Annotated in this window: 23 protein-coding genes; 13 read left to right on the top strand and 10 right to left on the bottom strand. The window is 54.1% G+C overall.

What is annotated here, in order from left to right:
* Positions 1 to 334 precede the first annotated feature (334 nt).
* Together LPB67_RS10040 and LPB67_RS10035 are read left to right on the top strand one after the other, a co-directional pair.
* On the top strand, positions 335 to 1,081 hold the full coding sequence (locus LPB67_RS10040) for an acetoacetate decarboxylase (protein WP_262837030.1): 747 nt from the start codon (positions 335 to 337) through the stop codon (positions 1,079 to 1,081).
* Positions 1,082 to 1,091: 10 nt separating this feature from the next.
* A complete protein-coding gene (locus LPB67_RS10035) occupies positions 1,092 to 1,874 on the top strand; it encodes a 3-hydroxybutyrate dehydrogenase (RefSeq protein WP_262837029.1) in 783 nt (260 codons plus the stop codon).
* A 160-nt stretch (positions 1,875 to 2,034) separates the two neighbouring features.
* Here the strand turns inward: LPB67_RS10035 and ettA are convergent, their stop codons facing one another.
* The 5 genes from ettA to LPB67_RS10010 all read right to left on the bottom strand — a co-directional run bounded on the left by ettA (position 2,035) and on the right by LPB67_RS10010 (position 6,671).
* Entirely contained in the window at positions 2,035 to 3,702 is a 1,668-nt protein-coding gene (gene ettA / locus LPB67_RS10030) for an energy-dependent translational throttle protein EttA (protein ID WP_262837026.1), read from the bottom strand.
* 137 nt (positions 3,703 to 3,839) lie between these two features.
* Positions 3,840 to 4,535 carry a methylamine utilization protein gene (locus LPB67_RS10025; RefSeq protein ID WP_262837025.1) on the bottom strand — a complete coding sequence of 232 codons (696 nt, stop codon included), beginning with the start codon at positions 4,533 to 4,535 and terminating at the stop codon, positions 3,840 to 3,842.
* A 93-nt stretch (positions 4,536 to 4,628) separates the two neighbouring features.
* Positions 4,629 to 5,072 carry a group I truncated hemoglobin gene (locus tag LPB67_RS10020; RefSeq protein WP_262837024.1) on the bottom strand — a complete coding sequence of 148 codons (444 nt, stop codon included), beginning with the start codon at positions 5,070 to 5,072 and terminating at the stop codon, positions 4,629 to 4,631.
* Between the two features lie 76 nt (positions 5,073 to 5,148).
* Positions 5,149 to 5,958 (bottom strand): DUF3034 family protein, encoded by an 810-nt coding sequence (locus LPB67_RS10015; protein WP_262837414.1) that lies wholly within the window; start codon positions 5,956 to 5,958, stop codon positions 5,149 to 5,151.
* Positions 5,959 to 6,290: 332 nt separating this feature from the next.
* A complete protein-coding gene (locus LPB67_RS10010) occupies positions 6,291 to 6,671 on the bottom strand; it encodes an MAPEG family protein (protein ID WP_262837020.1) in 381 nt (126 codons plus the stop codon).
* Between the two features lie 176 nt (positions 6,672 to 6,847).
* Between LPB67_RS10010 and LPB67_RS10005 the strand changes: the two genes are divergently transcribed.
* Together LPB67_RS10005 and LPB67_RS10000 are read left to right on the top strand one after the other, a co-directional pair.
* On the top strand, positions 6,848 to 7,396 hold the full coding sequence (locus tag LPB67_RS10005; RefSeq protein WP_262837019.1) for a glycine zipper 2TM domain-containing protein: 549 nt from the start codon (positions 6,848 to 6,850) through the stop codon (positions 7,394 to 7,396).
* Between the two features lie 201 nt (positions 7,397 to 7,597).
* Entirely contained in the window at positions 7,598 to 9,067 is a 1,470-nt protein-coding gene (locus LPB67_RS10000) for a sensor domain-containing diguanylate cyclase (protein ID WP_262837018.1), read from the top strand.
* 14 nt (positions 9,068 to 9,081) lie between these two features.
* Here the strand turns inward: LPB67_RS10000 and LPB67_RS09995 are convergent, their stop codons facing one another.
* Both LPB67_RS09995 and LPB67_RS09990 read right to left on the bottom strand, forming a co-directional pair.
* Complete coding sequence (locus LPB67_RS09995; RefSeq protein WP_316685175.1) at positions 9,082 to 9,918, bottom strand: Rossmann-like and DUF2520 domain-containing protein; 837 nt, start codon at positions 9,916 to 9,918, stop codon at positions 9,082 to 9,084.
* The gene (locus LPB67_RS09990) at positions 9,915 to 10,634 is read right to left on the bottom strand and encodes a Crp/Fnr family transcriptional regulator (RefSeq protein WP_262837017.1); all 720 of its coding nucleotides are present in this window, start codon (positions 10,632 to 10,634) and stop codon (positions 9,915 to 9,917) included. The genes LPB67_RS09995 and LPB67_RS09990 overlap by 4 nt, the downstream gene beginning before the upstream one ends.
* A gap of 431 nt (positions 10,635 to 11,065) precedes the next feature.
* Between LPB67_RS09990 and LPB67_RS09985 the strand changes: the two genes are divergently transcribed.
* From LPB67_RS09985 to LPB67_RS09955, 7 genes are all read left to right on the top strand, one after another.
* A complete protein-coding gene (locus LPB67_RS09985; RefSeq protein WP_262837015.1) occupies positions 11,066 to 13,039 on the top strand; it encodes an AMP-dependent synthetase/ligase in 1,974 nt (657 codons plus the stop codon).
* Positions 13,040 to 13,046: 7 nt separating this feature from the next.
* Positions 13,047 to 13,847 (top strand): ABC transporter ATP-binding protein, encoded by an 801-nt coding sequence (locus LPB67_RS09980; RefSeq protein ID WP_262837410.1) that lies wholly within the window; start codon positions 13,047 to 13,049, stop codon positions 13,845 to 13,847.
* A 159-nt stretch (positions 13,848 to 14,006) separates the two neighbouring features.
* Entirely contained in the window at positions 14,007 to 14,903 is an 897-nt protein-coding gene (locus LPB67_RS09975; protein ID WP_262837409.1) for a branched-chain amino acid ABC transporter permease, read from the top strand.
* 150 nt (positions 14,904 to 15,053) lie between these two features.
* Positions 15,054 to 16,112: a branched-chain amino acid ABC transporter permease gene (locus LPB67_RS09970; RefSeq protein WP_262837014.1), complete on the top strand. Its 1,059-nt coding sequence runs from the start codon at positions 15,054 to 15,056 to the stop codon at positions 16,110 to 16,112.
* 225 nt (positions 16,113 to 16,337) lie between these two features.
* Positions 16,338 to 17,639 carry an ABC transporter substrate-binding protein gene (locus LPB67_RS09965; RefSeq protein ID WP_262837013.1) on the top strand — a complete coding sequence of 434 codons (1,302 nt, stop codon included), beginning with the start codon at positions 16,338 to 16,340 and terminating at the stop codon, positions 17,637 to 17,639.
* Positions 17,640 to 17,838: 199 nt separating this feature from the next.
* Complete coding sequence (locus LPB67_RS09960; protein WP_410482729.1) at positions 17,839 to 18,687, top strand: ABC transporter ATP-binding protein; 849 nt, start codon at positions 17,839 to 17,841, stop codon at positions 18,685 to 18,687.
* A 61-nt stretch (positions 18,688 to 18,748) separates the two neighbouring features.
* On the top strand, positions 18,749 to 19,996 hold the full coding sequence (locus LPB67_RS09955; protein WP_262837012.1) for a phenylacetate--CoA ligase family protein: 1,248 nt from the start codon (positions 18,749 to 18,751) through the stop codon (positions 19,994 to 19,996).
* Positions 19,997 to 20,148: 152 nt separating this feature from the next.
* Here LPB67_RS09955 and LPB67_RS09950 read toward each other — a convergent pair whose 3' ends face one another.
* The 3 genes from LPB67_RS09950 to LPB67_RS09940 form a co-directional block, all read right to left on the bottom strand.
* Positions 20,149 to 20,547 carry a VOC family protein gene (locus LPB67_RS09950; protein WP_262837011.1) on the bottom strand — a complete coding sequence of 133 codons (399 nt, stop codon included), beginning with the start codon at positions 20,545 to 20,547 and terminating at the stop codon, positions 20,149 to 20,151.
* Positions 20,548 to 20,906: 359 nt separating this feature from the next.
* On the bottom strand, positions 20,907 to 21,998 hold the full coding sequence (locus tag LPB67_RS09945; RefSeq protein WP_316685174.1) for a carbonic anhydrase family protein: 1,092 nt from the start codon (positions 21,996 to 21,998) through the stop codon (positions 20,907 to 20,909).
* A 102-nt stretch (positions 21,999 to 22,100) separates the two neighbouring features.
* Complete coding sequence (locus tag LPB67_RS09940) at positions 22,101 to 23,618, bottom strand: PLP-dependent aminotransferase family protein (RefSeq protein ID WP_262837010.1); 1,518 nt, start codon at positions 23,616 to 23,618, stop codon at positions 22,101 to 22,103.
* A 132-nt stretch (positions 23,619 to 23,750) separates the two neighbouring features.
* Here LPB67_RS09940 and LPB67_RS09935 point away from each other — a divergent pair, with 132 nt between their 5' ends.
* Entirely contained in the window at positions 23,751 to 24,389 is a 639-nt protein-coding gene (locus tag LPB67_RS09935) for an FMN-binding negative transcriptional regulator (RefSeq protein WP_262837009.1), read from the top strand.
* A gap of 72 nt (positions 24,390 to 24,461) precedes the next feature.
* Entirely contained in the window at positions 24,462 to 25,079 is a 618-nt protein-coding gene (locus LPB67_RS09930) for a LysE family translocator (protein WP_262837008.1), read from the top strand.
* Positions 25,080 to 25,261 lie beyond the last annotated feature (182 nt).

Raw genomic sequence — 25,261 nt, 5'->3', positions numbered from 1 at the left:
CAAGCTGTTTACCACCGCTCACATTGAACCCGCAATCTGGATGCGGCTTTCCGAGGCATTTCGTGCCAACAGCCGCACCCGGATTGCGGCTTCGTTCTGATAGCCACATGCCATGCAAGCAGTTCCCCTTGCTTTTCTCGGTGTCCCGTGTCTCGGCGGTGAGGTTTTTGCGTAAGTCCTCCTTCAATGTTTCGCCAAAGCGACGATAGCAATCTCTTACCGTCGATACTTAATCGGCGCTGGTCAATGTAAAAGCCCCTTCAAACCCTGTATGTCAGTTAATATTCTATCTACTTAATGTGCATAAATTTTTAACTAAATAAGGTGCTGTACCATGACAGAAGATGAAATTCGTCGTAACGCATTCGCCATGCCCTATGTTAATTCTGCGTATCCGCAAGGACCTTATCGATTTACCGATCGCGAATTTCTAATCATTACCTATCGTACCGATCCCGAATTACTGGAAAAGATTATTCCGGCACCGCTAAAAATGACAGAGGCGGTGGTGAAATTTGAATTTATCAACATGCCCGACTCCACCGGATTCGGGCATTATTGCGAATCCGGGCAAGTGATACCTGTCACTTTGGATGGTGTCGCCGGTGCGTATGTACACACGATGTACCTCAACGATCATCCGCCAATTGCTGCCGGGCGCGAGTTGTGGGGTTTTCCCAAAAAATTAGGCGAACCCGAATTAAGAGTGCATAAGGACACGCTGGTTGGCACACTCGATTACAGCGATGTCCGGGTAGCGACGGGTACCATGGGTTTCAAACATACCAAGCTCGATGCCGAGGCGGTCAAAAAATCCATGGCGGCCCCCAACTTTTTGCTTAAAATCATTCCTCACGTTGACGGCACTTCACGCATCTGTGAACTGGTGCAATACAGCCTGACCGACATCGTCATCAAAGGTGCCTGGGGCGGCCCCGGCGCTCTGGAGCTGAGTCCGCACGCATTGGCGCCAGTGGCAGCGTTGCCAGTGTTGGAAGTACTATCCGCTGTCCACATTCTGGCCGACCTGACGCTGCCTTACGGCACTGTCGCATACGACTATTTGCAACCATCTAAATAAGGGAAATCTCATGTTACTGAAAGACAAAGTCGCTCTCATCACTGGTGCTGCCAGCGGTATCGGTAAAGAAATCGCGATGGAATACGCCAAGCAAGGCGCGAAGATTGTGATCGCCGATATGGCCTTGGAAGCAGCGAGCGCGACCGCCAAAGAAATCGAACAGGCTGGCGGCACGGCAATGGCCGTCGCCATGAACGTCACGGATGAAGCGCAAGTCGATCAAGGTGTGGCCGATGCGGTGGCCGCCTATGGCAGCGTGGATGTATTGATCAGCAATGCCGGCATACAGATCATCAGTCCTATCGTCGACCTGAGTTTGGATAACTGGAAAAAACTGATCGCCATCCATCTCGATGGTGCCTTCCTGACGACCCGTGCCTGCATGCGTGCGATGATCGCCAGCGGCAAAGGCGGGTCGGTCATTTATATGGGTTCAGTTCATTCGCACGAAGCATCGCCATTGAAAGCGCCTTATGTAGCGGCAAAACATGGCTTGGTTGGGCTGGCAAAAGTCGTCGCGAAAGAAGGCGCGAAAAATAATATCCGTGCCAATGTAATTTGCCCGGGATTTGTGCGCACTCCATTGGTGGATAAACAGATTCCGGAGCAAGCCAAAGAATTAGGCATCAGTGAAGCAGATGTCATCAAAAACGTGATGCTCAAAGAAACCGTCGACGGTGAATTTACGACCGTTCAGGATGTCGCACAAACTGCGATATTCTTGGCCGCTTTTGCGACCAATGCATTGACTGGCCAATCAATTACGGTCAGCCACGGCTGGCATATGCAATAAAGGGCGTTCGATGACGGAATATGGCGACTTCGGAAGATGATCCCGTAGAGCGCCAGGACACATAAAAAAGCACAAAATAAAACAGCCTTGATCGGCTGTTTTATTTTGCTGATCGTCCGCTGCAAAGTATATTGCAGCGAACCGAAACTAATGACGCTAATCAGGTCGTTAAAGGCTTATAACGTATGCGTTTAGGTTTCGCCCCTTCTTCACCCAGGCGTTTTTTCTTGTCTGCCTCATACTCCTGGTAGTTGCCGTCAAAGAAGCTGACTTGCGAATTACCTTCAAATGCCAGAATGTGCGTCGCAATCCGATCGAGGAACCAGCGATCGTGCGAGATCACCATCACGCTGCCGGCGAATTCGAGTAAGGCATCTTCCAGCGCGCGCAAGGTCTCTACGTCCAGATCGTTCGATGGTTCATCCAGCAGCAAGACATTGCCGCCTTGCAGCAGGGTCTTGGCCAGATGCAGGCGGCCACGCTCACCGCCGGACAAATTGCCGACGATCTTCTGCTGGTCGCCGCCTTTGAAGTTGAAGCGCCCGAGGTAGGCGCGCGACGGCATTTCAAAACGTCCTACGCTCAAAATATCAGCGCCATTGGCGACATCTTCAAAGACGGTTTTGGTATTGCCCAAGTCTTCGCGCGATTGATCGACCAGCGATATCTTCGCGGTCTGCCCCAGCACGACTTCGCCGCTATCCGGTTGTTCCAGGCCCTTGATCATTTTGAACAAAGTCGATTTGCCGGCGCCGTTAGGGCCGATGATGCCGACGATTGCGCCCGGGGGAATCTTGAAGCTCAGGTTGTCGATCAGCAGGCGATCGCCAAAGGCTTTGGAGACATTTTTAAATTCGATGACCTCATTACCCAGGCGCTCGGCGACCGGGATGAAAATCTCTTGCGTTTCATTGCGTTTCTGGTATTCGTGCTCGCTCATTTCATTGAAGCGCGCCAGACGCGCCTTGCTCTTGGCCTGACGCGCCTTGGGATTCTGGCGCGACCATTCGAGTTCTTTTTGCAGCGCTTTCTGGCGCGCGGATTCGGTCGCTTCTTCCTGTTTCAAGCGTGCTTGTTTTTGCTCCAGCCAGGAGGAGTAATTGCCTTTCCACGGAATACCTGCGCCGCGGTCCAGTTCCAGTATCCACTCCGCCGCATTATCCAGGAAGTAGCGATCATGCGTGATCGCTACTACCGTGCCGGGGAAGCGCAGCAGGAATTGTTCCAGCCAATCGACGGATTCTGCATCCAGATGGTTGGTAGGCTCATCGAGCAACAGCATATCGGGTTTGGATAGCAGCAATTTACACAGTGCGACGCGACGTTTTTCACCGCCCGATAATACGGCGATCCTGGCATCCCAAGGCGGCAGACGTAGGGCATCGGCCGCCATCTCTAATTGCAATTCAACATTGTCACCGGCGGAGGTGGAGATGATGGCTTCGAGTCGCGCCTGCTCATTCGCCAGCGCATCGAAATCGGCGTCCGGCTCGGCGTAGGCGGCATACACCTGTTCTAACTTGGCTTTGGCTTCGAACACTTCGCCAAGCGCGGATTCCACCGCTTCGCGCACGGTTTGTTCAGGATCGAGCTGCGGCTCCTGCGGCAGGTAGCCGATGTTCAGATTCGGCATCGGCACCGCTTCGCCCTGGATATCTTTATCGATACCTGCCATGATTTTAAGCAGCGACGATTTGCCGGAACCGTTCAAACCGAGTACGCCGATTTTGGCGCCTGGAAAAAACGAGAGAGAAATATCTTTCAGAATCTGGCGTTTAGGCGGCACGATTTTGCCGACGCGATTCATGGTGTAGACGTAATTGGCCATTGTTTGAATTATTTAATGAGTGAGATCGATGCCCGCAAGGATACCTCAATGCAGCGGTGAAGACGAGCTTAGAGGTGAAATTTGTACAGCGCGCTCATCTTGATTTAGCGCAAATACTGGATACTGTACAAAGCGTACTAATACCCGGCATGCTGCTTTGCTACTTGCGCAGGCTTTCTCGGGATCGGTACAAAGTCAAATTGAAATTTCAACGGGGCAGACTGGCTGTTGATGGTCACGGTTTGTGCCAGCGGCGGCTTGATGCTGCCCATATTCGGGTGCCAGGCTTTAATTTCATATTGACCGTCAGGCAAATTTTCTATCTTGGCGACACCGCTCGCATCAGTCTTCGCAAAGTAAGGCGTTTCCAGCACCAGTACATAGGCTCGCATCCAGTTGTGCAGCAAGCAGTAGACCACCACGATGCCGGTTTTATCAAACAAGACCGGCGGCGGCGTTACGCCTTTTTCATACGTTTTGATTTCAAATTCTTTGGCTGGCGAGAACGATTTAACGTGATGCTCCATCTTGTCGTAATTCGGGAACTTGACTTGCGAACCAACCCGGACCGGCATGACATAGGGCGTGAATTGCATATCGCTTTGCGCCACGATCGCGGCGTCGGTTTTTGCCGTCGTCGGCATCGGCGCACCTATCGGGGTCGCATACATGACGACATCTGACATCACGGCGCTGTTTTTATCGATAGCCAGTCCAAACACGGTTGCCGCCCAAGCCCGGGAACATGTACCCGTACCCAAGGTAGCGAGTGCGCACGCCAGCAAGCCCGCTTTGGAGAGCTTAAGCCAGGAGGGTAGGTGCGTTGAAGGCATGGAGGGCGTTCCGATAAAAAGGTAAGTGGTGGATGAGTCCGTCGCGCTCAACGGCAGCGCATGGATTTTGACGTACCCTCCACTGTACAGCAATTATTTAGTGACGATAGGACGCTGCATTGGTGCCAGTTTCGCGACTAATTTATTCGATACCGATGAGGGGATATGGTTTTTTTCCATGGCGATTTGCAAGTCCTCTGCCAGCGCATTGAATTGGGCATTGGTGACATTCAATTCCTTGTGTGCTTCGGTCATGCTCTTGCCGCTGTATTTGCAAGGGCCGCCGCTGACTTCGCAAAACTGTTCGGTCAACATTAAGGCCAGACGTTCCATATCGGTGTCTTTAAACGCGGCATTAATACGTGTGTCGGCCAACACGATGGGTAAAAAGTCCTCAACGATTTTGCTGATACCGGTTTTGGCACCGAGTTCCTGATACATGGCGTCTGGCGCGCTTTGGGCAAAAGCGCTGAGGCTGAGGCTGACAGCGAATATGCCTGCAATTTGTTGGCTAAGGCGGATGAAATTAGTACGCATGGTGAGGTCCTTCTGCAATTGGAGTAGGTAGATTCATATCGATGAGCGAATGCGCGTCATCGCAAGTGCGATTGAATTAGAAACCGGCTTGTAGCGATAGATACCAGCCACGTTGATTGGCCGGGTTGAATACGGTGATGTCGCCCAGCGTCGCGTAAGCTGCGGTCAGTGATAAGTTCTTGCTTGGGAAATATGCGACAAAGACGTCGTAATAATCTTTTTCATTATCGACGCCGAGATTGCGCGGCTTCATCCGGTATTCGGCACCGATCACCAGTTTGCGATTGAGCAGATACGCTGCAGAAGCCTCCAGCATCGGTTCATATTTATTTTTCTTGTCGCCGCCAAAACCGAGGATACCCATTTGATTCGCCTTAGTCATGCGCAGGGTGCCGTTGAGGAGCAGGCTTTGTTCCAGATAAATTTTGGTTGCAGACGCATAGTAGTCAATACCGCGATCATCGTTGGCGCCGAGTTGTTTGACGTTGGTCACGCCCAAGGCACCGAGTCCGCCGATACCGTTATTGCGCTTGATCATGGCGCCGACCGCGATTTGCGGCATCCAGCTATCCTGATCGTAGACAGCGTCGCCAGCGGCTTTGACTTTGACGCCGAGAATATCCTGCTGAATATTCAGCGCATTCAAAGGCGCCAGGCTGCCAGTGAATTCTTGCTTCGCCAGCGACAGTTCCACCCGGTCTGCGATGCCGACCGCAACGCCGTAGGTTTTCAGACCATAGTCTTGCGTCTTCACCTGGGTGTAATGCACATTGGCACCATAGCTGTCGCGTGAGCCATAGCCGCTGATCAGTGCCCAAGGCGTCAGACCGCCGCCACCTGCGCCTTCCAGCTGACTGACCCCGCCAGTGGCAGTCAGTTTGCCCATGTCCGGCTTCAATTCTTGCGCAATGGCAATATGGCAACAAAGTAGGCCACTGCCGAGCAGCAGGGTTGGCAACAGATGTTTTTTGAGAAGCATGTCGATTTCCTTGTTGGTTTTTTTAGTCAAGACAACGCCCTATTCGCGTTTTCTCAATAAGGATACGTAAGGAACAAGGGATCGGATGCAAGGATGTAGAGAATTTTTGCAGAAGACAGTGAATGACCCGAAAACGGGGACGATAGGGCTGCTCGTTGATGTTCTGATGCAACAAGCTGCGAACAAATTCCAGGAGTTTTCGATTCGAATGGTAACAGGCCCTACCTTCCTGAAAAAACTTAACGCAACAAGCCAACTACAGCGAGCAGCAGCAGGCTTAAGGATGCCGTCATTGCCAGTACAAAACCCGTGGCGCGCTTGCTGGCATCGCGATAATACGTTAGCGCATACCAGATCCGGCCCAGCACCCATATCGCACCGCCAATACCAGCGGTATGATCACTGAACCATAATGTACACAACCATAAACACGGTAGAAACAGGATGATTTGCTCCGACGTATTGATCTGCACCCGCATGGCTCGCAAGAACTCGGGCGGACCATCGACGGCAGGCGCGATGACCTTATAACGGGCGCGCGCTCTGCTGACATTGGCCGCAGTCCATACATACACGGCCAGAGCCGCAATCGTTGCCCAGCTAGTCCATTGCATTTGCATCATCGATCCGATCAGAAACAGGTTGTGGGGAAATTTTCTATAACTTTACTGCCAATGCGGCAAGTATCATATTGCACATCAGAAAATACTTGATACAGTTTTTTACATTTTGCCTGTCTTCTTTTTTGCTCGTGGCTCGTTATATGAGCACTGTGACTAATACAACGAGGTACAAAATGCGCATCACTCTGACAAAAACAGCCATTCTCTCCGCTGCCACAGCTTTACTCGGTCTGGCCGGCATGTCCGCAGCAAGTGCGGCAGATTTTGAAGATTTTGCCCGGGTAATCAATGTCGTACCGCAAGTAGAGCAGATCAATATGCCGCATCAGGAATGCCGTACTGAATATGAAAACGTGCAACGTCAGCAACCGCAACGCGAACGCAGCACTGGCGGCTCTATCATCGGCGGTATCGCCGGTGGTTTGCTGGGTAGCCAGGTCGGTGGCGGCAATGGTCGTATTGCGGCCGCCGCCGCCGGTGCCTTGACCGGCGCGATCGTGGGTGACCGCGTTGACAACAACGGCAATAATGACTATGGCCGTCCGCAAACCACTTACGAAAGCCAGCCGGTGCGTCGTTGCGCGAACATCGATCGCTGGGAAACCCGCAACAACGGCTATGCAGTAACCTATGAATATCACAATCGGACTTACACCAGCATCATGCCTTACGATCCAGGTTCACGCTTGCGATTGCATGTTTCGCTGACTCCGCGTCCTTAACAAGTCAGATAATGTGAAAAAAATGCCGCAAATTGCGGCATTTTTTTCATCTCAAATATTTCCATGTGGCATCAAATTTCTCGCAATTCAGCGAGAAAACAGCGATGTTTATAGTATGATCTTGCCGCAACACTGCAAACAGTGATCCGTGTCCTGCGACCGCACGGCATCAAAAATTGACCGCGTTTTGATCACCATCACATGCGAAAAATATTAAAACAATACAGTTTGTTGATCTGGCTATCGCTGATTCTGATCGCTGGTTTCGGTTTCATTCATTTGGCTGGATTGCTGGTGTCGCGCGATGCGATACGCCAGAGTTTGTCGGAGCAAATCCTGCCGATCACCGGCGACAATGCGTATGCCGAAATCCAAAAAGATCTCTTGCGTCCCGTCTTGGTATCCTCGCAAATGGCGCACGACACCTTTGTGCGCGACTGGATTATCAATGGCGAGCAAGAGCCGGAACAAATCGCCCGCTACCTGAAAGACATCAAAACCAGGAATAATGCGATTTCCAGTTTTCTGGTATCTAATCTCACCCACCAGCATTACCATGCGAACGGCATCATCAAAGCGGTAAGTCCGGGCGAGCCGCGCGATCAATGGTTTTATCGGGTCGCAGCCATGAAATCGGCTTACGAAACCAATGTCGATGTCGATACGGCGAACCGCGACAGCATGACGATCAACATCAATTACCGTATCCTCGATGACAGCGGCAAATTGATTGGCGCTGCCGGTATCGGCATACCAATGGATGGCATCAAGCGTTTGATCGACAGCTATCAGGCGCGCTTTCATCGCAATATCTATTTCGCCGACCAAAAAGGTAGTATCGTCCTGGCCGGCAATACCATCAAAAAATCCCGCAACACATTGCAAAGCACACCTGGTCTGAGCGATATTGCCGTACAAATTCTGGCGAATAGAAAGAGTGATTCCCTGCATCTGGAATACCAGCTCGATAATGACAATATCCTGCTCAACTCACGCTATATTCCCGAGCTGGGCTGGCATCTGCTGGTTGAGCAGGAACTCACTAATGACCTGAAACCGTTCCAGGACATTACCCTCATCAACATCGCGATCAGCGCCGTCATTAGCTTGCTCATATTGATCTTGCTGGCGTTGTCGATACGACGTTATCAGGCGCGCATAGACAAATCGGCGGCAACTGATCAATTGACCTCGCTGCTGAATCGTCAGGCATTTGATTTCGTATTTCAACAAGCCTTGCTGGACAGTGAACGCTCGCGCCAGCCTTTGTGCGTGGTACTGGTCGATATCGATTTTTTCAAAAAAATGAATGATAAACACGGTCGCCTGGTCGGCGATCATGTACTCAAAGAAATTGCCTTGATCGCGAAACGTTCGTTGCGCGAGAGCGACGTGATCTGTCGCTGGGGCGGTGAAGAATTCTTGATCCTGCTGAAAAACTGCACCCTGGAAAAAGCAACCTCGATCGCCGAAAATTTACGCAGCATGATCGCTGCGAATGATTTTTCACGTACCACCGATCTGGCGAAAAATCGTCTCAGCATCAGTGTCAGCATGGGGGTTGCCCAATGCAAGGATGATGAGACCGAAGACAGCGTGTTTGACCGGGCCGATGTGGCGCTATCCCAGGCTAAAGAAAACGGCAGAAACAGCGTGTATTTTTCTGAATAACATCAGCAAAACTGTCAGATTTTTTTCGCAGCCAGATCGATGGTCGGCGCAATAAACGCCTGATATAGCGCGCCGGCCTGCGCATTCCACTGCGTTACCACCTGCTGCTGTTGTATCACGGTAGCCATGTCGCCGCGTGCAATCGGGCCAGTCAGGGCTTGCGCAGGTCCTAGCTGAAATACATTGCTTAAACTTTGTTGCGCCAGCGGTTGCGCCATCGCCATCGCCAGCTCAGGCGCAATACCGGCGGCCTGATACGCTTGCAAAGCAAGCTCCAGCAGGCTCACCAGATAATTACTCGCAAACACAGAGCCAGCGTGATACAGCAATTTATTCGCAGCGCTGATCTGGACTGTACGGGCGCCGATGCCCTGCATTGCGGGCAATAAACTTGCCAGCGCCATCTCATCGCCCTCAAGGCTGCAAACCGTGCCGGAAAAATTCCGGGCGAGATGCGCGACATTGGCAAAGCTGCATACCGGATGCACGCTCGCCACTGCAGCGCCGATAGCGCTGGCCGCACTGAGTGCTGTCGAGGCTTTGGCGCCGCTGCAATGAAAGAGGATATTGCCGGCCTGAATCATCCCGGCATCGACCAGCGCCTGGCAAGTCGTCGCAATCTGATCGTCCGGCACACTCAACATCCACACCTCGGCAGCACGCAACTGAGCGGCTCCGTTCACGGCGCGTCCCGCGCCTATCAGCGCGACGGCACGTTCGGCGCTGGTTGCAGAGCGATTGCACACATCGAGCATAGAAAACACCTGATGCTGTGCAAACAAGTGTCCAAGCACTTGCCCGACCTTGCCCGCGCCGATAATGTTGAGGTTTTTTTTATCCGGCATATTCATTTGCCCGGCTCCCCCGGAAATTTACGCAAGCCTTCCAGATCCAGTATCGTGATGCCGCCATAATCGACGCTGAGTAGTTTTTTCTTTTCCAGCACCTGCAAAGCCTGATTCGCGCGTTGCCGCGAGACGCTGGAGATATAACCGATCTCTTCCTGCGAAATTTGCAATTGCATGCTGCTGCCGGGATTCAGATACGGATGGAACATCGCTGCCAGGCAGCGCGCCACGCGCGTGTCAATATCCAGCATACGGTCATACTCGACCAGTGAAATAAAAAAACCGAGGCGCTCATTCAATTGCTGCAGTAAAAAACGGTTAAACGGAATACTGTTATCCAGCAACCAGTTAAAGGTGCTGCGCGGCATGTAGGCAACCCGTGTGTCGCGCAAAGCGACGACGTCGTATTTGCGCGACTCGGTCTTGAGCAAGGAACCCTCGCCGAACCAGCCGCCTGCCAGCATGCAGCTAAAAGTGATTGTCTTGCCTTCCGGCGAGATACTGCTCATCTTTAAAAAACCTTCAATCACGCCCATCCAGTAATCGACGGTATCGCCTTTGCGGCAGACATAAGCACCGGCAGGGATAAACCGCTCCATGACTTCTGCCTCGACCTTTTGCATGTGCTCGGGCGCCAGCATGCTTGCCCAGATGGTCCGCGCAAATTTGTTATCTAGAGAGTGAATAGGCGTCGTGGTTGCCAACTGATTTTCCGGCATGGCTGTTTTTATGATTCCTGTTTGAGCTGGGGTGCGAGTATGCACGCGGTATTGTCGGGCAGCGCCACGGATGGTGCGCTGCACCAACGATAGTCTGTCGTTTAAATGAGATTGTCGGGCAAATGACAACCTGGCGCATTTGATCTGTCTACTATCCTGATAACACATAAAAAATGAGAAAGCCTCGGGGACATTGTATAAGCGAAAGCGGCCACAAGGAACATCTTGTGCACTGATGCAACATCCACGCCATTACAAGATGCCTGCTCCCGAAATGACATGGCGCATGCTGGCACATAGACCAGTAAGCATGTCGTAAGGGAGCGTGAGGAAACTCACCTACATCGTCAGGACTTATGCAAAATTGCCGCCGGTGAGGCCTGCCCGACCGGTTTTGCGCAAGTCCAAATAATCAGCAGTTGGCGGAGACAATGAGCTACACGAACACAGCGAACCCGAGTGATGCGACCTTCCCCAGGCTCTTGCTGCGCAATGCGCAAGTGCATGCGCAACGTCCCGCATTCCGCGAAAAAGATTTAGGCATCTGGCAAACCTGGAATTGGGCGGAGGTCAGCGCCGAAGTCCGTGCACTTGCCTGCGGACTGGCAGCGCAAGGTTTTCAGCGCGGCATGAATCTCGCGATCGTCGGCGACAACCGCCCGCGCCTTTACTGGGCGATGGCGGCGGCGCAGTGTCTGGGCGGGATCGCAGTGCCGCTGTATCAGGATGCCCCGGCCGCCGACATGGCGTATGTGCTGGAAAATGCCGAGATCGAGTTCGCCATCGTCGAAGATCAGGAGCAGGTCGATAAGCTGCTGGAGATCGGACAGCACTACGCAGGCATCCGGCATATCGCCTTCGATGATGAGCGCGGCATGCGCCACTACCGTCAGCCGGAACTCACCTCCTACGCCAGCTTGCAGGAAATCGGTCGCGCCTATGACCAGGCGCATCCCGGCTTTTTCATGCAACAGGTCGAACTGGGGCAAACCGACGACACTGCCGTGATGTTGTACACCTCAGGTACCACGGGCAAACCCAAAGGCGTCTGCCAGACCCATCGCTCATTCATCCATGCCGCCAATGGCGGCGCGAGTTTTGATCACCTGAGTGAACGGGAAGAGATCTTGTCTTACCTGCCGATGGCATGGGTCGGCGATCATTTGTTTTCCTACGCCCAAGCGATGGCGGCGGGCTTTACCGTGAATTGCCCCGAATCGAGCGAAACCGTCTTGACCGATCTGCGCGAAGTCGGCCCGACCTATTATTTTGCGCCTCCGCGGGTATTTGAAAACATGCTGACCACGGTCATGATACGCATGGAAGATGCGGGCGCCATCAAGCGCAGATTATTCCATCACTACATGGAAGTCGCACGTAAAATCGGTTCTGATATCCTCGATCGCAAACCCGTATCCCTGCTGGATAAACTCAATTACGCGCTCGGCAATTTCTTTGTGTATGGCCCGCTGAAAAATGTACTCGGCCTGTCGCGCGTGCGGGTTGCCTACACTGCGGGCGCCGCGATTGGCCCAGACCTGTTCCGTTTTTACCGTTCTATCGGCATCAACCTGAAACAACTGTACGGATCGACCGAGACCTGCGCCTATGTCTGTCTGCAACCCGATGGCCAGATTAAATTCGATAGCGTCGGACTGGCCGCGCCAGGAGTGGAAGTCAAGCTGGCCGGCAATGGCGAAGTGCTGGTGAAATCGGCATCGATGCTGAAAGGGTATTACAAGCGCCCCGACGCCACCGCGGAAGTCATCGATGCCGATGGCTACTTCCATACCGGCGATGCCGGCATCTTCGATAGCGACGGCCATCTGAAAATCATCGACCGGGCGGCCGACGTCGGCAAACTCAGCAACGGCGATATCTTTGCGCCTAATTATATCGAGAACAAACTCAAGTTCTTCCCGTTCATCAAAGAAGCGGTCGCGTTCGGACACGGCCGCGACACCGTCTGCGCCTTCATCAATATCGATATGGACGCAGTCGGCAACTGGTCGGAGCGCCGCGGGATTGCCTATGCCGGCTACACCGATCTGGCGGGCAAGGCCGAAACCTACCAGTTGATCTTGTCCTGCGTGGAAAAAGTCAATGCCGATCTGGCCAGCGAAGCCTTGATGGCGAATACGCAAATCCATCGTTTTCTGGTCCTGCATAAAGAGCTCGATCCCGACGACGACGAACTGACCCGCACACGCAAAGTGCGGCGCGGTTTTGTCGCGCAAAAATATGCCGTGCTGATCGATGCCCTGTATTCGGGAAAGCGTTCGCAGCATATCGAAACGCAAGTCAAGTTTGAAGACGGCCGTCAGGGTACGGTCAGTGCCGACCTGCATATCAGCGATGTCAAAGTCGTCGCTGCCGGTCAGCCAGTACAGCAACAGGCAGCGTGAGGATCGCATGACAGAGATGAACAACATGGGCAGGAAAATCGGCGAGGTGATCCTGGATTTGCAAGGCATTTCGCTATCGTTCGGCGGGGTCAAGGCATTGACGAATATTTCCTTCAACGTCAAGGAGCATGAAATCCGCGCCATCATAGGGCCGAACGGCGCAGGTAAAAGCTCGATGTTGAACGTCATCAATGGCGTATATCATCCGCAAGAAGGCGATATTACTTATCGCGGCCAGCATCGGCGCGGCATGAATACCCATGCAGCAGCCAAAAGCGGGATTGCCCGCACCTTCCAGAACATCGCCTTGTTTAAAGGCATGAGCGTGCTCGACAATATCATGACGGGACGCAACCTGAAGATGAAAAGTAATTTTCTGATGCAGGCTTTGTATTGGGGACCGGCGCAAAAAGAAGAAATCGCCCATCGCCAAAAGGCCGAAGAGATCATCGACTTCCTGGAAATCCAGCACATCCGTAAAACGCCGGTCGGCCGCCTGTCGTATGGCTTGCAAAAGCGCGTGGAATTGGGTCGGGCGCTGGCAGCAGAGCCGGAAATCCTCTTGCTGGATGAACCGATGGCCGGCATGAACGTGGAAGAGAAGCAGGACATGAGCCGCTTCATTCTCGATGTGAATGATCAACTCGGTACCACGATCGTCTTGATCGAACACGACATGGGGGTGGTGATGGATATCTCGGACCGTGTAGTGGTGCTCGATTACGGTAAAAAAATTGGCGACGGCACGCCGGCAGAAGTGCTGGCGAATCAGGATGTGATTAATGCCTATCTGGGTGTGGCGCATTAATGAACAATCTTAAGACCCTTCACCACAGAGGCACAGAGAAAGGCAGGAGAAGAGCCAAATTTTCTGATGTTTTTCCTCTGTGTCTCTGTGCCTTTGTGTTGCGGGGTCTTGGTTAACAATTCATGTTTGCTTAACGTAAGCTGAAAGCTAGAAATGAATATCAATTTTTTCTTTGAAGTGCTGATCGGCGGCTTGCTGTCAGGCGTGATGTACGCGCTGGTGGCACTGGGTTTCGTGCTGATTTATAAGGCTTCGGGCGTGTTCAATTTTGCCCAGGGCGCGATGGTGTTTTTTGCGGCGCTGACTTGTGTCGGCCTGACCGAACAATTCCATCTCTCGCTATGGCTGGCGATCCCGCTGACGATGGTCGTGATGGTCGCGCTGGGTCTGGCGATTGAACGTATCGTCTTGCGCCCGCTGGTCAATCAGCCTGAGATCACGCTGTTCATGGCGACGATTGGCCTGACGTTTTTCATCGAAGGTCTGGCGCAATTATTATGGGGCTCGCAACCGCATCGCCTGAGCCTGCCGATTGACGATGTGCCTATCGAATTCCTGATGGAAAAATTCAATATCATCGTTTCGCAATTTGATGTGATCGCCGCCCTGATTTGCGCCTTATTGGTCACGGGCCTGGCCTTGTTATTCTCAAAGACCAAAATCGGCCGGGCGCTGCGTGCCGTCGCAGACGATCATCAGGCCGCACTCGCGGTCGGCATTCCTTTGCAACAGATCTGGGGCGTAGTGTGGGCCGTTGCCGGTTTTGTTGCGCTGGTCGCCGGTTTGCTGTGGGGCGCGCGCAATGGCGTGCAGTTTGCGCTTACCTTTGTCGCCCTGAAAGCCTTGCCGGTGCTGATCCTCGGCGGTTTTACCTCGGTCCCCGGTGCAATTGTCGGCGGCCTGATTATCGGTGCATCGGAAAAACTCGCCGAAGTGTATATCGGGCCGATGGTCGGGGGTGGCATCGAAGGCTGGTTCCCTTATGTGCTGGCGCTGCTGTTCTTGCTGGTGCGGCCTGAGGGATTGTTCGGGGAAAAAATTATCCGGCGTATTTAATCTTTGAGATTTTGTGCGAGCCCCTCGCCTGCCGGCGGTAGAGGGAGTGCAACGAAGTGTGCAGTGGATAGCGCAACAGGAATGCGCCTTCCAGGCTGAAAATGGCTCAAAACCCGCATGGATAGTGCGGGATCAATCTAGAGGAAGCCCATGTTTTATCGTGAAGCAGGTCAGTTCAAGCCCAGCTATGCTGCCGACAACCAGATTTTTCCTATAAGGCAGGACAGGATAGGCATTGCCATTATTCTGGCGCTGGCGTTTTTGGTGGTGCCGCTGATCGCCTCGCCCTATACGTTTTCGGCGATCCTGATCCCGTTCCTGATTTTTTCTCTGGCGGCCTTGGGACTGAATATTCTGACCGGTTATGCGGGACAACTGTCTTTGGGTTCGGCCGCGTTTATGGCGGTCGGCGCCTTTGCTTCGTACAACTTTGTATTGCGCATCCCCGGCATCCCGGTGTTGCTGGCGTTTGTGCTCGGCGGCCTGTGCGCTGCGCTGGTCGGGATTGCGTTCGGGCTGCCTTCGCTGCGTATCCGCGGCTTCTATCTGGCAGCGGCGACGCTGGCAACCCAGTTCTTCGTGGTCTGGTGTCTGACCAAAATACAGTGGTTCACCAATTACAGCTCGTCCGGCGTGATCACGGCGCAAGAGATGGTGATCTTGGGCATGAGCTTTAACACCCCGGTCAAAAAATATCTGCTGACGCTGTGCATCGTCTGCCTGCTGGCGCTGTTAGCAAAAAACATGGTGCGCTCGAATGTCGGGCGCTCGTGGATGGCGGTGCGCGACATGGACGTGGCGGCAGAGGTGATCGGTTTTCGTCTGATGCGCACCAAGTTGCTGGCGTTTGCGGTGTCCTCGTTTTACTGCGGCGTCGCCGGTGCTTTGTATGCGTATGCGTATCTCGGCACGGTCGAGCCGGAAGCCTACAACCTCGACTTATCGTTCAGGATCCTGTTCATGATCATCATTGGCGGCGTTGGCTCCATCCTCGGTTCTTTCCTGGGTTCGGCCTTCATCATCCTGTTGCCTATCATGTTGAACCTGATGGCGCACGCCTTGTCGCTGCCGACCAATGTGGCGTCGAATCTGGAGCTGATGGTGTTCGGCGCACTGATCATTTTTTTCCTGATTGTGGAGCCGCATGGCCTGGCGAGACTGTGGCAAATCGCGAAAGAGAAATTACGTTTGTGGCCGTTCCCATATTGATACGGCGATCCGCAAAACCTTCAAGCTCTCAACCCCGAGGCACAGGGACGCGGAGAGAAACAGGAGTCATTCTTATGATGCATGGCTGTTCTTGCACGAAGTCAGTTATTTGAGTTGTAAACCGGGAAAACATGGTTATTCCCTGATTCAAGAAGATGCGATGGCACTGTTGCGGTGTTCAGCAAGCATCCGGTAACACCTTTATCCAACCACGAAGGAGATATCATGAAATTACTCAAGTCAGTATTGCTGGGCGCTGCCTTTGCCGGTGCCGTCGGCATCGCCCAGGCGGATGAACAATTCATTCCTCTGCTGTCATATCGGGTCGGCCCGTATGCGGCTGGCGGGTCAGGCTTTTATGGCGGCGCGATCGATTACTTCAACCTGATCAATGCCAAAGGCGGCTTGAACGGCGTCAAGATTGCGTGGGAAGAATGCGAAACCGAATACAACGCGTCGCGCGGCATCGAATGCTATGAGCGCCTGAAAAAATCGAATGGCGGCGCCTCGCTGGTTGAGCCGCTGTCCACCGGGATCGCCTACGGTATTTTAGATCGCCTGGCGGAAGACAAAATCCCGATGACCACCCTCGGCTATGGCCGCTCTGATGCCGCGAACGGCAAGGTATTTCCGTATGTTTTTCCGCTGATTACCAGTTACTGGAATCAGGCCGCCGCGATGACCAAGTACCTCGGCGACAAGTCGGGCGGCATGGATAAGCTCAAAGGTAAAAAAATCGTGCATCTGTACCACGATTCTGCGTTTGGCAAAGAGCCTCTGCCGGTACTCGAAGCGCAAGCCAAGCAATACGGTTTTGAACTGATCAAGATCCCGGTCGCGCATCCGGGCAATGAACAGCAATCGCAGTGGCTGCAAATCCGCCAGGCCAATCCCGACTATGTGATTCTGTGGGGCTGGGGTGTGATGAATGCCGTCGCGATCAAGACCGCGCAGCGTAATGGCTTCCCGCGTGAAAAGATGCTGGGCGTGTGGTGGGCCGGTTCCGAGGAAGACACCATCCCGGCAGGCGACGCGGCCAAGGGTTATAGCACCATGACCTTCAATACCCCGGGCAATTATCCGGTGCTCGATGAAATCCGCAGCAAGATCTATGCGGCAGGCAAAGGCAATCTGGGCGACAAGAACCGGGTCGGCTCGGTGTATCACATGCGTGGCGTGACAGCTGCCATGTTGTGGGCAGAAGCGATCCTGAAAGCGCAAGAGAAATACGGCAAGGGAAAAGCCGTGAGCTCGGAACAAATCCGTTGGGGTTTTGAAAACCTGAACGTCGATGAGGCACGGCAAAAAGCCCTGGGTGCCTTGGGGATGTTTCCCCCGGTGAAGACCTCGTGCGAAGACCATGAAGGTTCCGGCGCCGTCAAAGTACAGCAATGGACTGGCGATAAATGGCACGCCATCACACCGAACTGGGTCACGGGCGACAAGGCTTTGACACGCGCCATGCTGGAAGAGTCGTCGAATAAATATGCGGTAGAGAAAAAAATCACGCCTGCCTGTCTGAAATAAGCAGGGCGTAACGCGGGAGTTTCCTTAGTGGATTTCCCGCTCCTGCGTCTTCATGCACACCGGATGAAGCACGGGAGCGGGTTCTTTTGCAGCGACGCAAGCAAGATGATGTCAGCAAGACGATGGTAACAATACCTGGCCAATGCAATTGCGGGTGCGCCGTTCGCACCCGCCTGAGATGAATGAGAACACCATGACGATGCCCACGACCAGCAATGCGAGCAACACAACCGCGATGGAACACAATCCGGCCTATCTGAGCGTCAACAATATCGAGGTTATTTACGATCATGTGATACTGGTGCTCAAAGGAATTTCGCTGCAAGTCCCGCAAGGCAAGATCGTGGCTTTGCTGGGCGCTAACGGGGCCGGCAAATCAACCACGCTGAAGGCGATTTCCACGCTGTTGCGCAATGAACGCGGCGATATTACCAAAGGCGATATTTGCTTTAAAGGCCAGCGGGTCGATCACCTGACCCCGAATGAACTGGTCAAGCGCGGCTTGTCGCAAGTGATGGAAGGACGCCATTGTTTTGCGCACCTGAGCATAGAAGAAAATCTGCTGACCGGCGCCTACACACGCAGTATTTCGCGGTCAGAATTAAAAGACTCGCTGGACATGGTGTACCGCTATTTTCCGCGCTTGCGGCAGCGTCGTAGTTCGCTGGCGGGTTACACCTCCGGCGGCGAGCAACAGATGTGCGCGATCGGACGCGCCTTGATGGCAAAGCCGTCGATGATTTTGCTGGACGAGCCATCGATGGGGATCGCACCGCAACTGGTCGAGGAAATTTTTGACATTGTGAAGAGCCTCAACACCGTGGAAAACGTCTCCTTCCTGCTGGCCGAACAAAATACCAATGTCGCTTTACGCTATGCCGACTTCGGCTACATCCTGGAAAACGGCCGGGTCGTGATGGAAGGTGATGCCAAAGATTTAGCGACCAATGAAGACGTCAAAGAATTCTATCTCGGGGTCTCCGGTGCCGGCCGCAAGAGCTTTCGCGATATGAAGTTCTATCGTCGCCGTAAGCGCTGGCTGGCGTAAGCATCACAGCGTCACTAATGGCTACCCCGATTTTTACCGATCAACTTAATCTCTACTCACCATGAGCGCATATCTGGACGCATTGGAAACCCGCCATCCGCAAAGCCGCGAACAGGCATTGATGACGCGGCTGCCGCAATTGATCGCGCAGGCACAGACAGCGGCGGGCTGGGCCGCCATTCTGCATGGTGTGCAAGCCGCTGATATCCAGAGTCGCGTAGCCTTGGCGCAGCTACCAGTGACACGAAAATCGGATCTGAAAAACATCCAGAGAGCAGCGCTGCCGTTTGGCGCTCTGACCACCACCGCAGCGCGCCAGATGAGCCGTATCTTTATGTCGCCTGGCCCGATCTTTGATCCCGAAGGCCGGGCCCAGGACTGGTGGCGTTTTGCGCGGCCATTGCATGCGGTCGGCTTGCGCGCCGGACATATTATCCAAAACTGTTTTTCGTATCACTTCACGCCTGCCGCCTTTATGGTCGAGGGCGGCGCTGCCAAAATCGGTTGCGCCGTGATCCCGGCAGGCACCGGGCAAACCGAGATGCAGGTCCAGGCGATCGTCGAGTTGCGTCCCGATGCGTATGTCGGCACCCCGAGCTTTTTAAAAATCATTATTGAAAAAGCGGCAGAGATGAACGCGGATATCTCCAGTCTGCAATATGCGATCGTTGGCGCCGAAGCCTTGCCGCCGAGTCTGCGGCAATGGCTGCAAGATCAGGGCATACCGCATGTCGTGCAAATGTATGCGACTGCCGACATCGGCAATATCGCCTATGAAACGGTCAGCGACGGAACCTTAAATCCCGGCATGATTCTCGATGAAGACCTGATTCTGGAAATCGTCCGGCCGGGCACCGGCGATCTGGTCGATGCCGGGGAGGTCGGTGAAGTCGTGGTCACCTCATTTAATCCCGACTATCCCTTGATCCGTTTTGGCACCGGGGATATGTCGGCGATCCTGCCGGGCATGTCGCCTTGCGGCCGCACCAATACGCGCATCAAGGGCTGGTTGGGGCGGGCCGATCAGACCACCAAGGTTAAAGGCATGTTTGTCCATCCGTCGCAAGTCGCCGAAGTCGTCAAGCGTCATCCGGAAATCCGCAAAGCGCGGCTGGTGGTCAGCGGTGAAATGGCGAATGATGTGATGACCCTGCAATGCGAGAGCGAGGTACGCGACGCGGCCTTGAAGGCAGCGATTATCGGCAGCTTGCGTGAGGTCACCAAATTACGTGGTGAAGTGATTTTTGTCGATTATCAGCAGTTGCCGAATGACGGCAAAGTGATAGACGATGCGCGCAAATACGAATGATATGTAGTAACTCAGACTTGGTCTGACGGTTCATGTCATGATCGGCGGCACCCGTGCCGAACCGGCGGTCGCTTACTTGCAGTCGGGCAGTCGATCACTCTACAAGGTAGCTGAATTTAGCGGAATTGCTGGGCTTTTCCACCGCCAGCGCACTAGGCTTCTGGCGCTGTCCAGACCAGGTTCCACAGGTGGCCATCGATATCCTCGAAGCCCTGGTCATACATAAAGCCATGGTCCTCGGGCGGATGCGGTGTGCGGCCACCAGCGGCAACGGCCTTGGCGATCAGGCTGTCTACCTCTTCCCGGCTTTCGCAACTAAGGCAAATGACGACTTCATTGGCTTCCTTTGCATTCGCGAGGGGCTTGTCGATCAGTGACTTGAAGAAAGGTTCGGTCGTCAGCATAGCCTGGATGGTGCCGTCGACGATATTCATGAACGCCGCGTTCTCTCCGCTAAATCGGGGATTGAAGGTAAAGCCAAGAGCGGAAAAGAAGGCCTTGGATTTGTCGAGGTCCTTCACGGGCAGATTGAGGATGATCTGTTTGTTCATAGCGTTTCCTTGGTTAAGGTGGAATGGACAACCGGTGCTTCATTCCTACGACGGATGACGGCACACAAAATCGACACGCTTGCAAAAAATATTTTTCTCTAGGATGGCAATAGATCAAAGCTCAGAAAGTGATGGGAAAAACGACGTGAACGATGCGCCACATCGTTCATATTCAGGTGAGCCCAATATTCTTTCCATATATTTCCAATCGAGATGTACGCTGCTGGCCGACAAATCATCTGACAGAGACTGTCAGCGCAAGTCTGAGCTACTACAAATGATATGGCCCAGACCAGCGTTGAGTGATGGGCTGAAATTGCCATCGTAAAAATCGCCATGGGGATTTTTACGATGAATGTTTAGTTGGATTCTTTAATCAGGCGACCCGAGAGTTTTTGGATCGGTCGCGCGTTCATGGGATATAAACGGTTAAAAATCGCCAGTTGTTCGGGTGAAATTTCGATCGGTTCTTTCATCACCAGCCACAACACGCCTTCGCTGCACGGCGGCGTCGTCAGCGATCCCATATAGGTGTAGTAGTCGCGCTTGGTGGGCAAAATCTGGTTCATGTCTATCGTGCTCAGGGCTTTGACCGGATCGTCTTTTTCTAAAGGTAAATTGTTCCAGATCATCTGCACCAGCGGCTGCGGTTTGCCGCGTTCGATCAGCACGGCGACCACGGCGAGTTTGCCGTTGCTGTCTTTATGCACCAGATGCGCGACCATCTCAAAACTCTTGCCATTCACGCGTTCTTCCGATGGTTTATGGAAATGGAATTGCACCAGTTCGTAGCTGCGCCCGCCGACCGTGATGTAATTGCCGGCGCCCAGATTGACCTGGATGGTGTGACCGTTATCGACTACGCTGAAGCTCGCCGCCTTGTAATCAAACCCGATCGGATCTAGCTCTACCCTGATGCCGTCGCGAATATCGATCGGCGACTGGCGTTCACCGGTGTCGCATTTGGCGTTGGCGGGATTCAGCTTGCCCCAGCTTAAAGGCCCGCCTTCACCTTCATAGCTCCAATGCTCGGCGCTGTGGGCGGCGATTGTGCTGACGCCATTGGCATTGCCCATCGCGGCGGGCTTTCGGACCGGCGCAATGAAGGAATTTCTGAGCAGCGGACGTGGATTCGGATTGGAGCGGGCCTTGGCTTCTTCTTTTTCCTTGCGAATGATCGCCAGTTTGTCGGCAATTTTTGCCGCTATATCATCGGCCGCCTGCTCTTCTTTCGCGCGTGCCAAGGCGGCCGCCTTACTCTCTTTGCTTGGCTTTTCCTTGGATTCTTTATCTTTGGATTCTTTGCCGGGCGGCTTGCTGTCCTCTTTGACAGAGGCATCTTCTTTCGCCGACGCTTGCTTGATCGGCTTGGACGGCGTGGCATCGTCACGCGCCTGCACCTGAGCACATAGCAATGACACAAACAGCACAAGCGGGAGACGATGCATCATAGGATTCTTCGGGGGAAAAGGCGGGAGATAGTTTGGTTACGGCAAACTATCGTAGAAACTTGAATGACGGCCGGTCGTTCCGGCTGATTTTTATTCGATTCTTCACGAAGTAGTCTGTATGTGCGGCTTGGTCTTTCTCATCGACATGCTGATTGCAGCAAGGATCCGAACTGCTGCCTCCATCTGCTCGTTGCTGAATCCACCTAAACCGAGGACGAGTCCTGAGCGACCATTGCCCTCCGAATACATTGGAGACACTGCACGCACAGCGACTCCAGCCTCCACCGCGCGTGACGCCAGCAAAACGTCGTCGATACCGTCCGCTAGCCAGAGGACCAGATGCATGCCTTGATCGCTAGGCTGCAGCCATCCAAGATCCTTGGGAATCCATCGCTCGAGCATGCCTAACAGCTGGCTGCGCCGGTCAGCGTACACACCGCGAATGCGTCGGATATGCCGATCCAGATAACCTTCGGTGATGAAAGCGGCGAGGACGTGTTGGTCGGCGCTTGGCGTATGTCTGTCCATCAGTACACGCGCACCGCAGAAGGCGGGTACCAAGGCGTCAGGAACGATGGCATAGCCAAGGCGCAGCGATGGAAACAGGATCTTGCTGAAGGTGCCAAGGTAGACGACGCGATCCGGTGCAAGCCCCTGCAGTGAAGGAAACGGATGGCCGGCATAGCGCAGTTCGCTGTCGTAGTCGTCCTCTACGATCCAGGCGCCGTTCTTCCGTGCCCAAGCCAGCAATGCATTCCTGCGCCCCATGCTCATCGGCATTCCCAACGGATATTGATGCGAAGGCGTGACGAATGCAGCACGCGCATCCTTTGCCATTGCCACGCCTGCGTCGACGTCGATGCCGGCATCGTCAACTGGAACGCGCACCATGCGATCCTGCCGCCCTGTGCTTTCGAGAATTCCGGTAATGCCCCGATAGGCGGGGTCTTCCACCCACGCGATGTCGGTGGCGCCCAGCAGCACTTGGCAGGCGACGTACAACCCTTGCTGGGTTCCCGTCGTGATGATGACTTGTTCAGCACTGCACTGCACCGAGCGCGACCTCCGCACGTACTCAGCCACGGCTTCCCGGAGGGCCTTGACACCTTGAGGATCGTCATACCCCGAGGGCGCGCCTGGTCCTCGGGCGCGGATGCGGTTGCCGAGTCGTCGCCACGCTTCATCGGGCGCTGCCGGGCCTGTGGGAACGGAAACGGCAAAGGGTACCGGCGGCAGCGGCTTGAATTGCTCCGCGACTTTAGCGAAGGCGGCTGCAGGCGCCGGCAGTGAAGCGGACGTCGCCTTTGCCGCCGGCTTTTGCGAACTGCTGGCAGCGGACCGCGATTGGGTCAACGCGGCAGCGACTCGCGTGCCCGCCCTTGGTTGTGCGTCGAGAAATCCCTCGGCGATCAGTTGTTCGTACGCCTCCGTGACGGTGCCGCGCGCGATATCGAGCGCGCTGGCTAGCTGACGGCTCGAAGGCAGAAGATCGCCAGGCTTCAAGTTGCCGCTACGTATTGCCTCGCGCAGAGCGTACGTCAATTGCCGGCCAAGATGCCCGCTGCTACGGTCCAGGCCGCTAATGGGCGGCAAATCCACAGCTTGGGGACGTCGTGGCATACGATTCTGGCCTGCTGAAATTGTTCAATTGTGGACCTACATAGTAATCCAGAAAATGGCGATAATCCACGTCGGATAACTGCCTCCAAAGGCATAAGCGTTTCAATCAGGGTTAACACCGGGAGAACTGAGATGTATGTACCCAACCATTTCGATGAGTCTCGTACAGAAGTGCTGCATGACCTCATCAAGCAACATCCTTTTGGAATGCTGGTCACGCATGGCGCAAGTGGACTGGATGCCAACCATATTCCTTTTGAACTCAATCCCCAGCAGGGTGAGATGGGTGTGCTGAATGCCCATGTGGCGCGCGCCAACCCGGTGTGGAAGGACGTATCCGATGGCGATGAGGTACTGGTGGTCTTTCGGGCCGCCGATGCGTATATTTCGCCCAATTGGTATCCGTCCAAGCATGAGTTCCACAAGCAGGTACCCACCTGGAATTACATGCTGGCCCATGCCTACGGACGCATCACCATCCGCGACGACGAGCGCTTCGTGCGCGGCGTGGTTGCCCGTCTGACCCGAACCCATGAAGCGTCACAGCCGGCACCATGGAAGATGACGGACAGCTCCAAGGAGGACATTGACACGATGCTCAAGGCCATCGTGGGTCTGGAGATTGAAATCACGCGCCTTGTCGGCAAGTCAAAACTGAGCCAGAACAAGGAAGTTCGCGACATACGCGGCGCCGGCGAAACGCTCAAGGCCCAAGGTGATCGCATGATTGGCGATGCCATGCTGGCTTGTGCTGACGCCAAGTCGGCATAAATTTTCTACCTATTTGTAATTAGAGCTCACAGGTCAGCCGACGCTGACCCTCACCTGAAAGACACCAACACCATGTCATTCCTTGCCTTCGTACTCGCCGCCGTGGTCCTTGCCATCACCCCTGGTCCGGGCATTGCTTACGTCGTCGCCCGTACGGTCGCTGGCGGTCGCGCAGAAGGCTTGGCCTCATGCTTCGGCACCGGAATCGGCGGAATGCTCCACGTTTTTGCGGCGGCGCTCGGCCTGTCCCTGATAATTGCCCAGTCCGCCGTGGCCTACAACCTGGTCAAGTACCTTGGTGCTGCCTATCTCGTCTACATGGGCATTCGCCTGCTTCTGCGCAAGGACCAGGCGCTCACGGTGGAGCCCGTTACTTCTCAGGGGGCGCGCCGATCACTGTACGAGGGAATCATTGTTGAGGCGTTAAACGTCAAGACAGCGCTTTTTTTTCTGGCGTTTCTGCCTCAGTTTGTCTCGCCAGGCGAACCCTTGGCCCCACAGTTGGTGATACTTGGAAGTATTTGCGTCACCCTTAACACGACGGTCGATGTCATAGCGGTTTTCGCAGCTGATCGCTTACTCAAGTCAGGCGTCGCGCGCGCCGCTCGCGCACGACTACTCACCAAGGTGTCAGGCGTCACAATGCTGGGGCTGGGCGCCTCCTTGGCGCTGGCAGGGCGTGAGGCCTAGCCCCCCGTTGCATCGATCTGCTACAGCGGGCTTCGTCCACTTCGGGGCGTTTGCGGACGGTGAAGCCTGACATGTATGTCAGGTCTAGTTTAAGCCGGTACAACTTATACGCAGTCGGGAAAACTATTTTCCGCAAAGACGCAGAGAACGCAAAAAAACCTCTTTTCTTACTCTGCGACCGT

This window comes from Undibacterium sp. Jales W-56 (genome assembly GCF_025548535.1).
In the GTDB taxonomy this organism is placed as follows: domain Bacteria; phylum Pseudomonadota; class Gammaproteobacteria; order Burkholderiales; family Burkholderiaceae_D; genus Undibacterium.
Note: the sequence above shows the minus strand (reverse complement) of the source record. Positions and strands in the feature narration are given on the sequence as shown.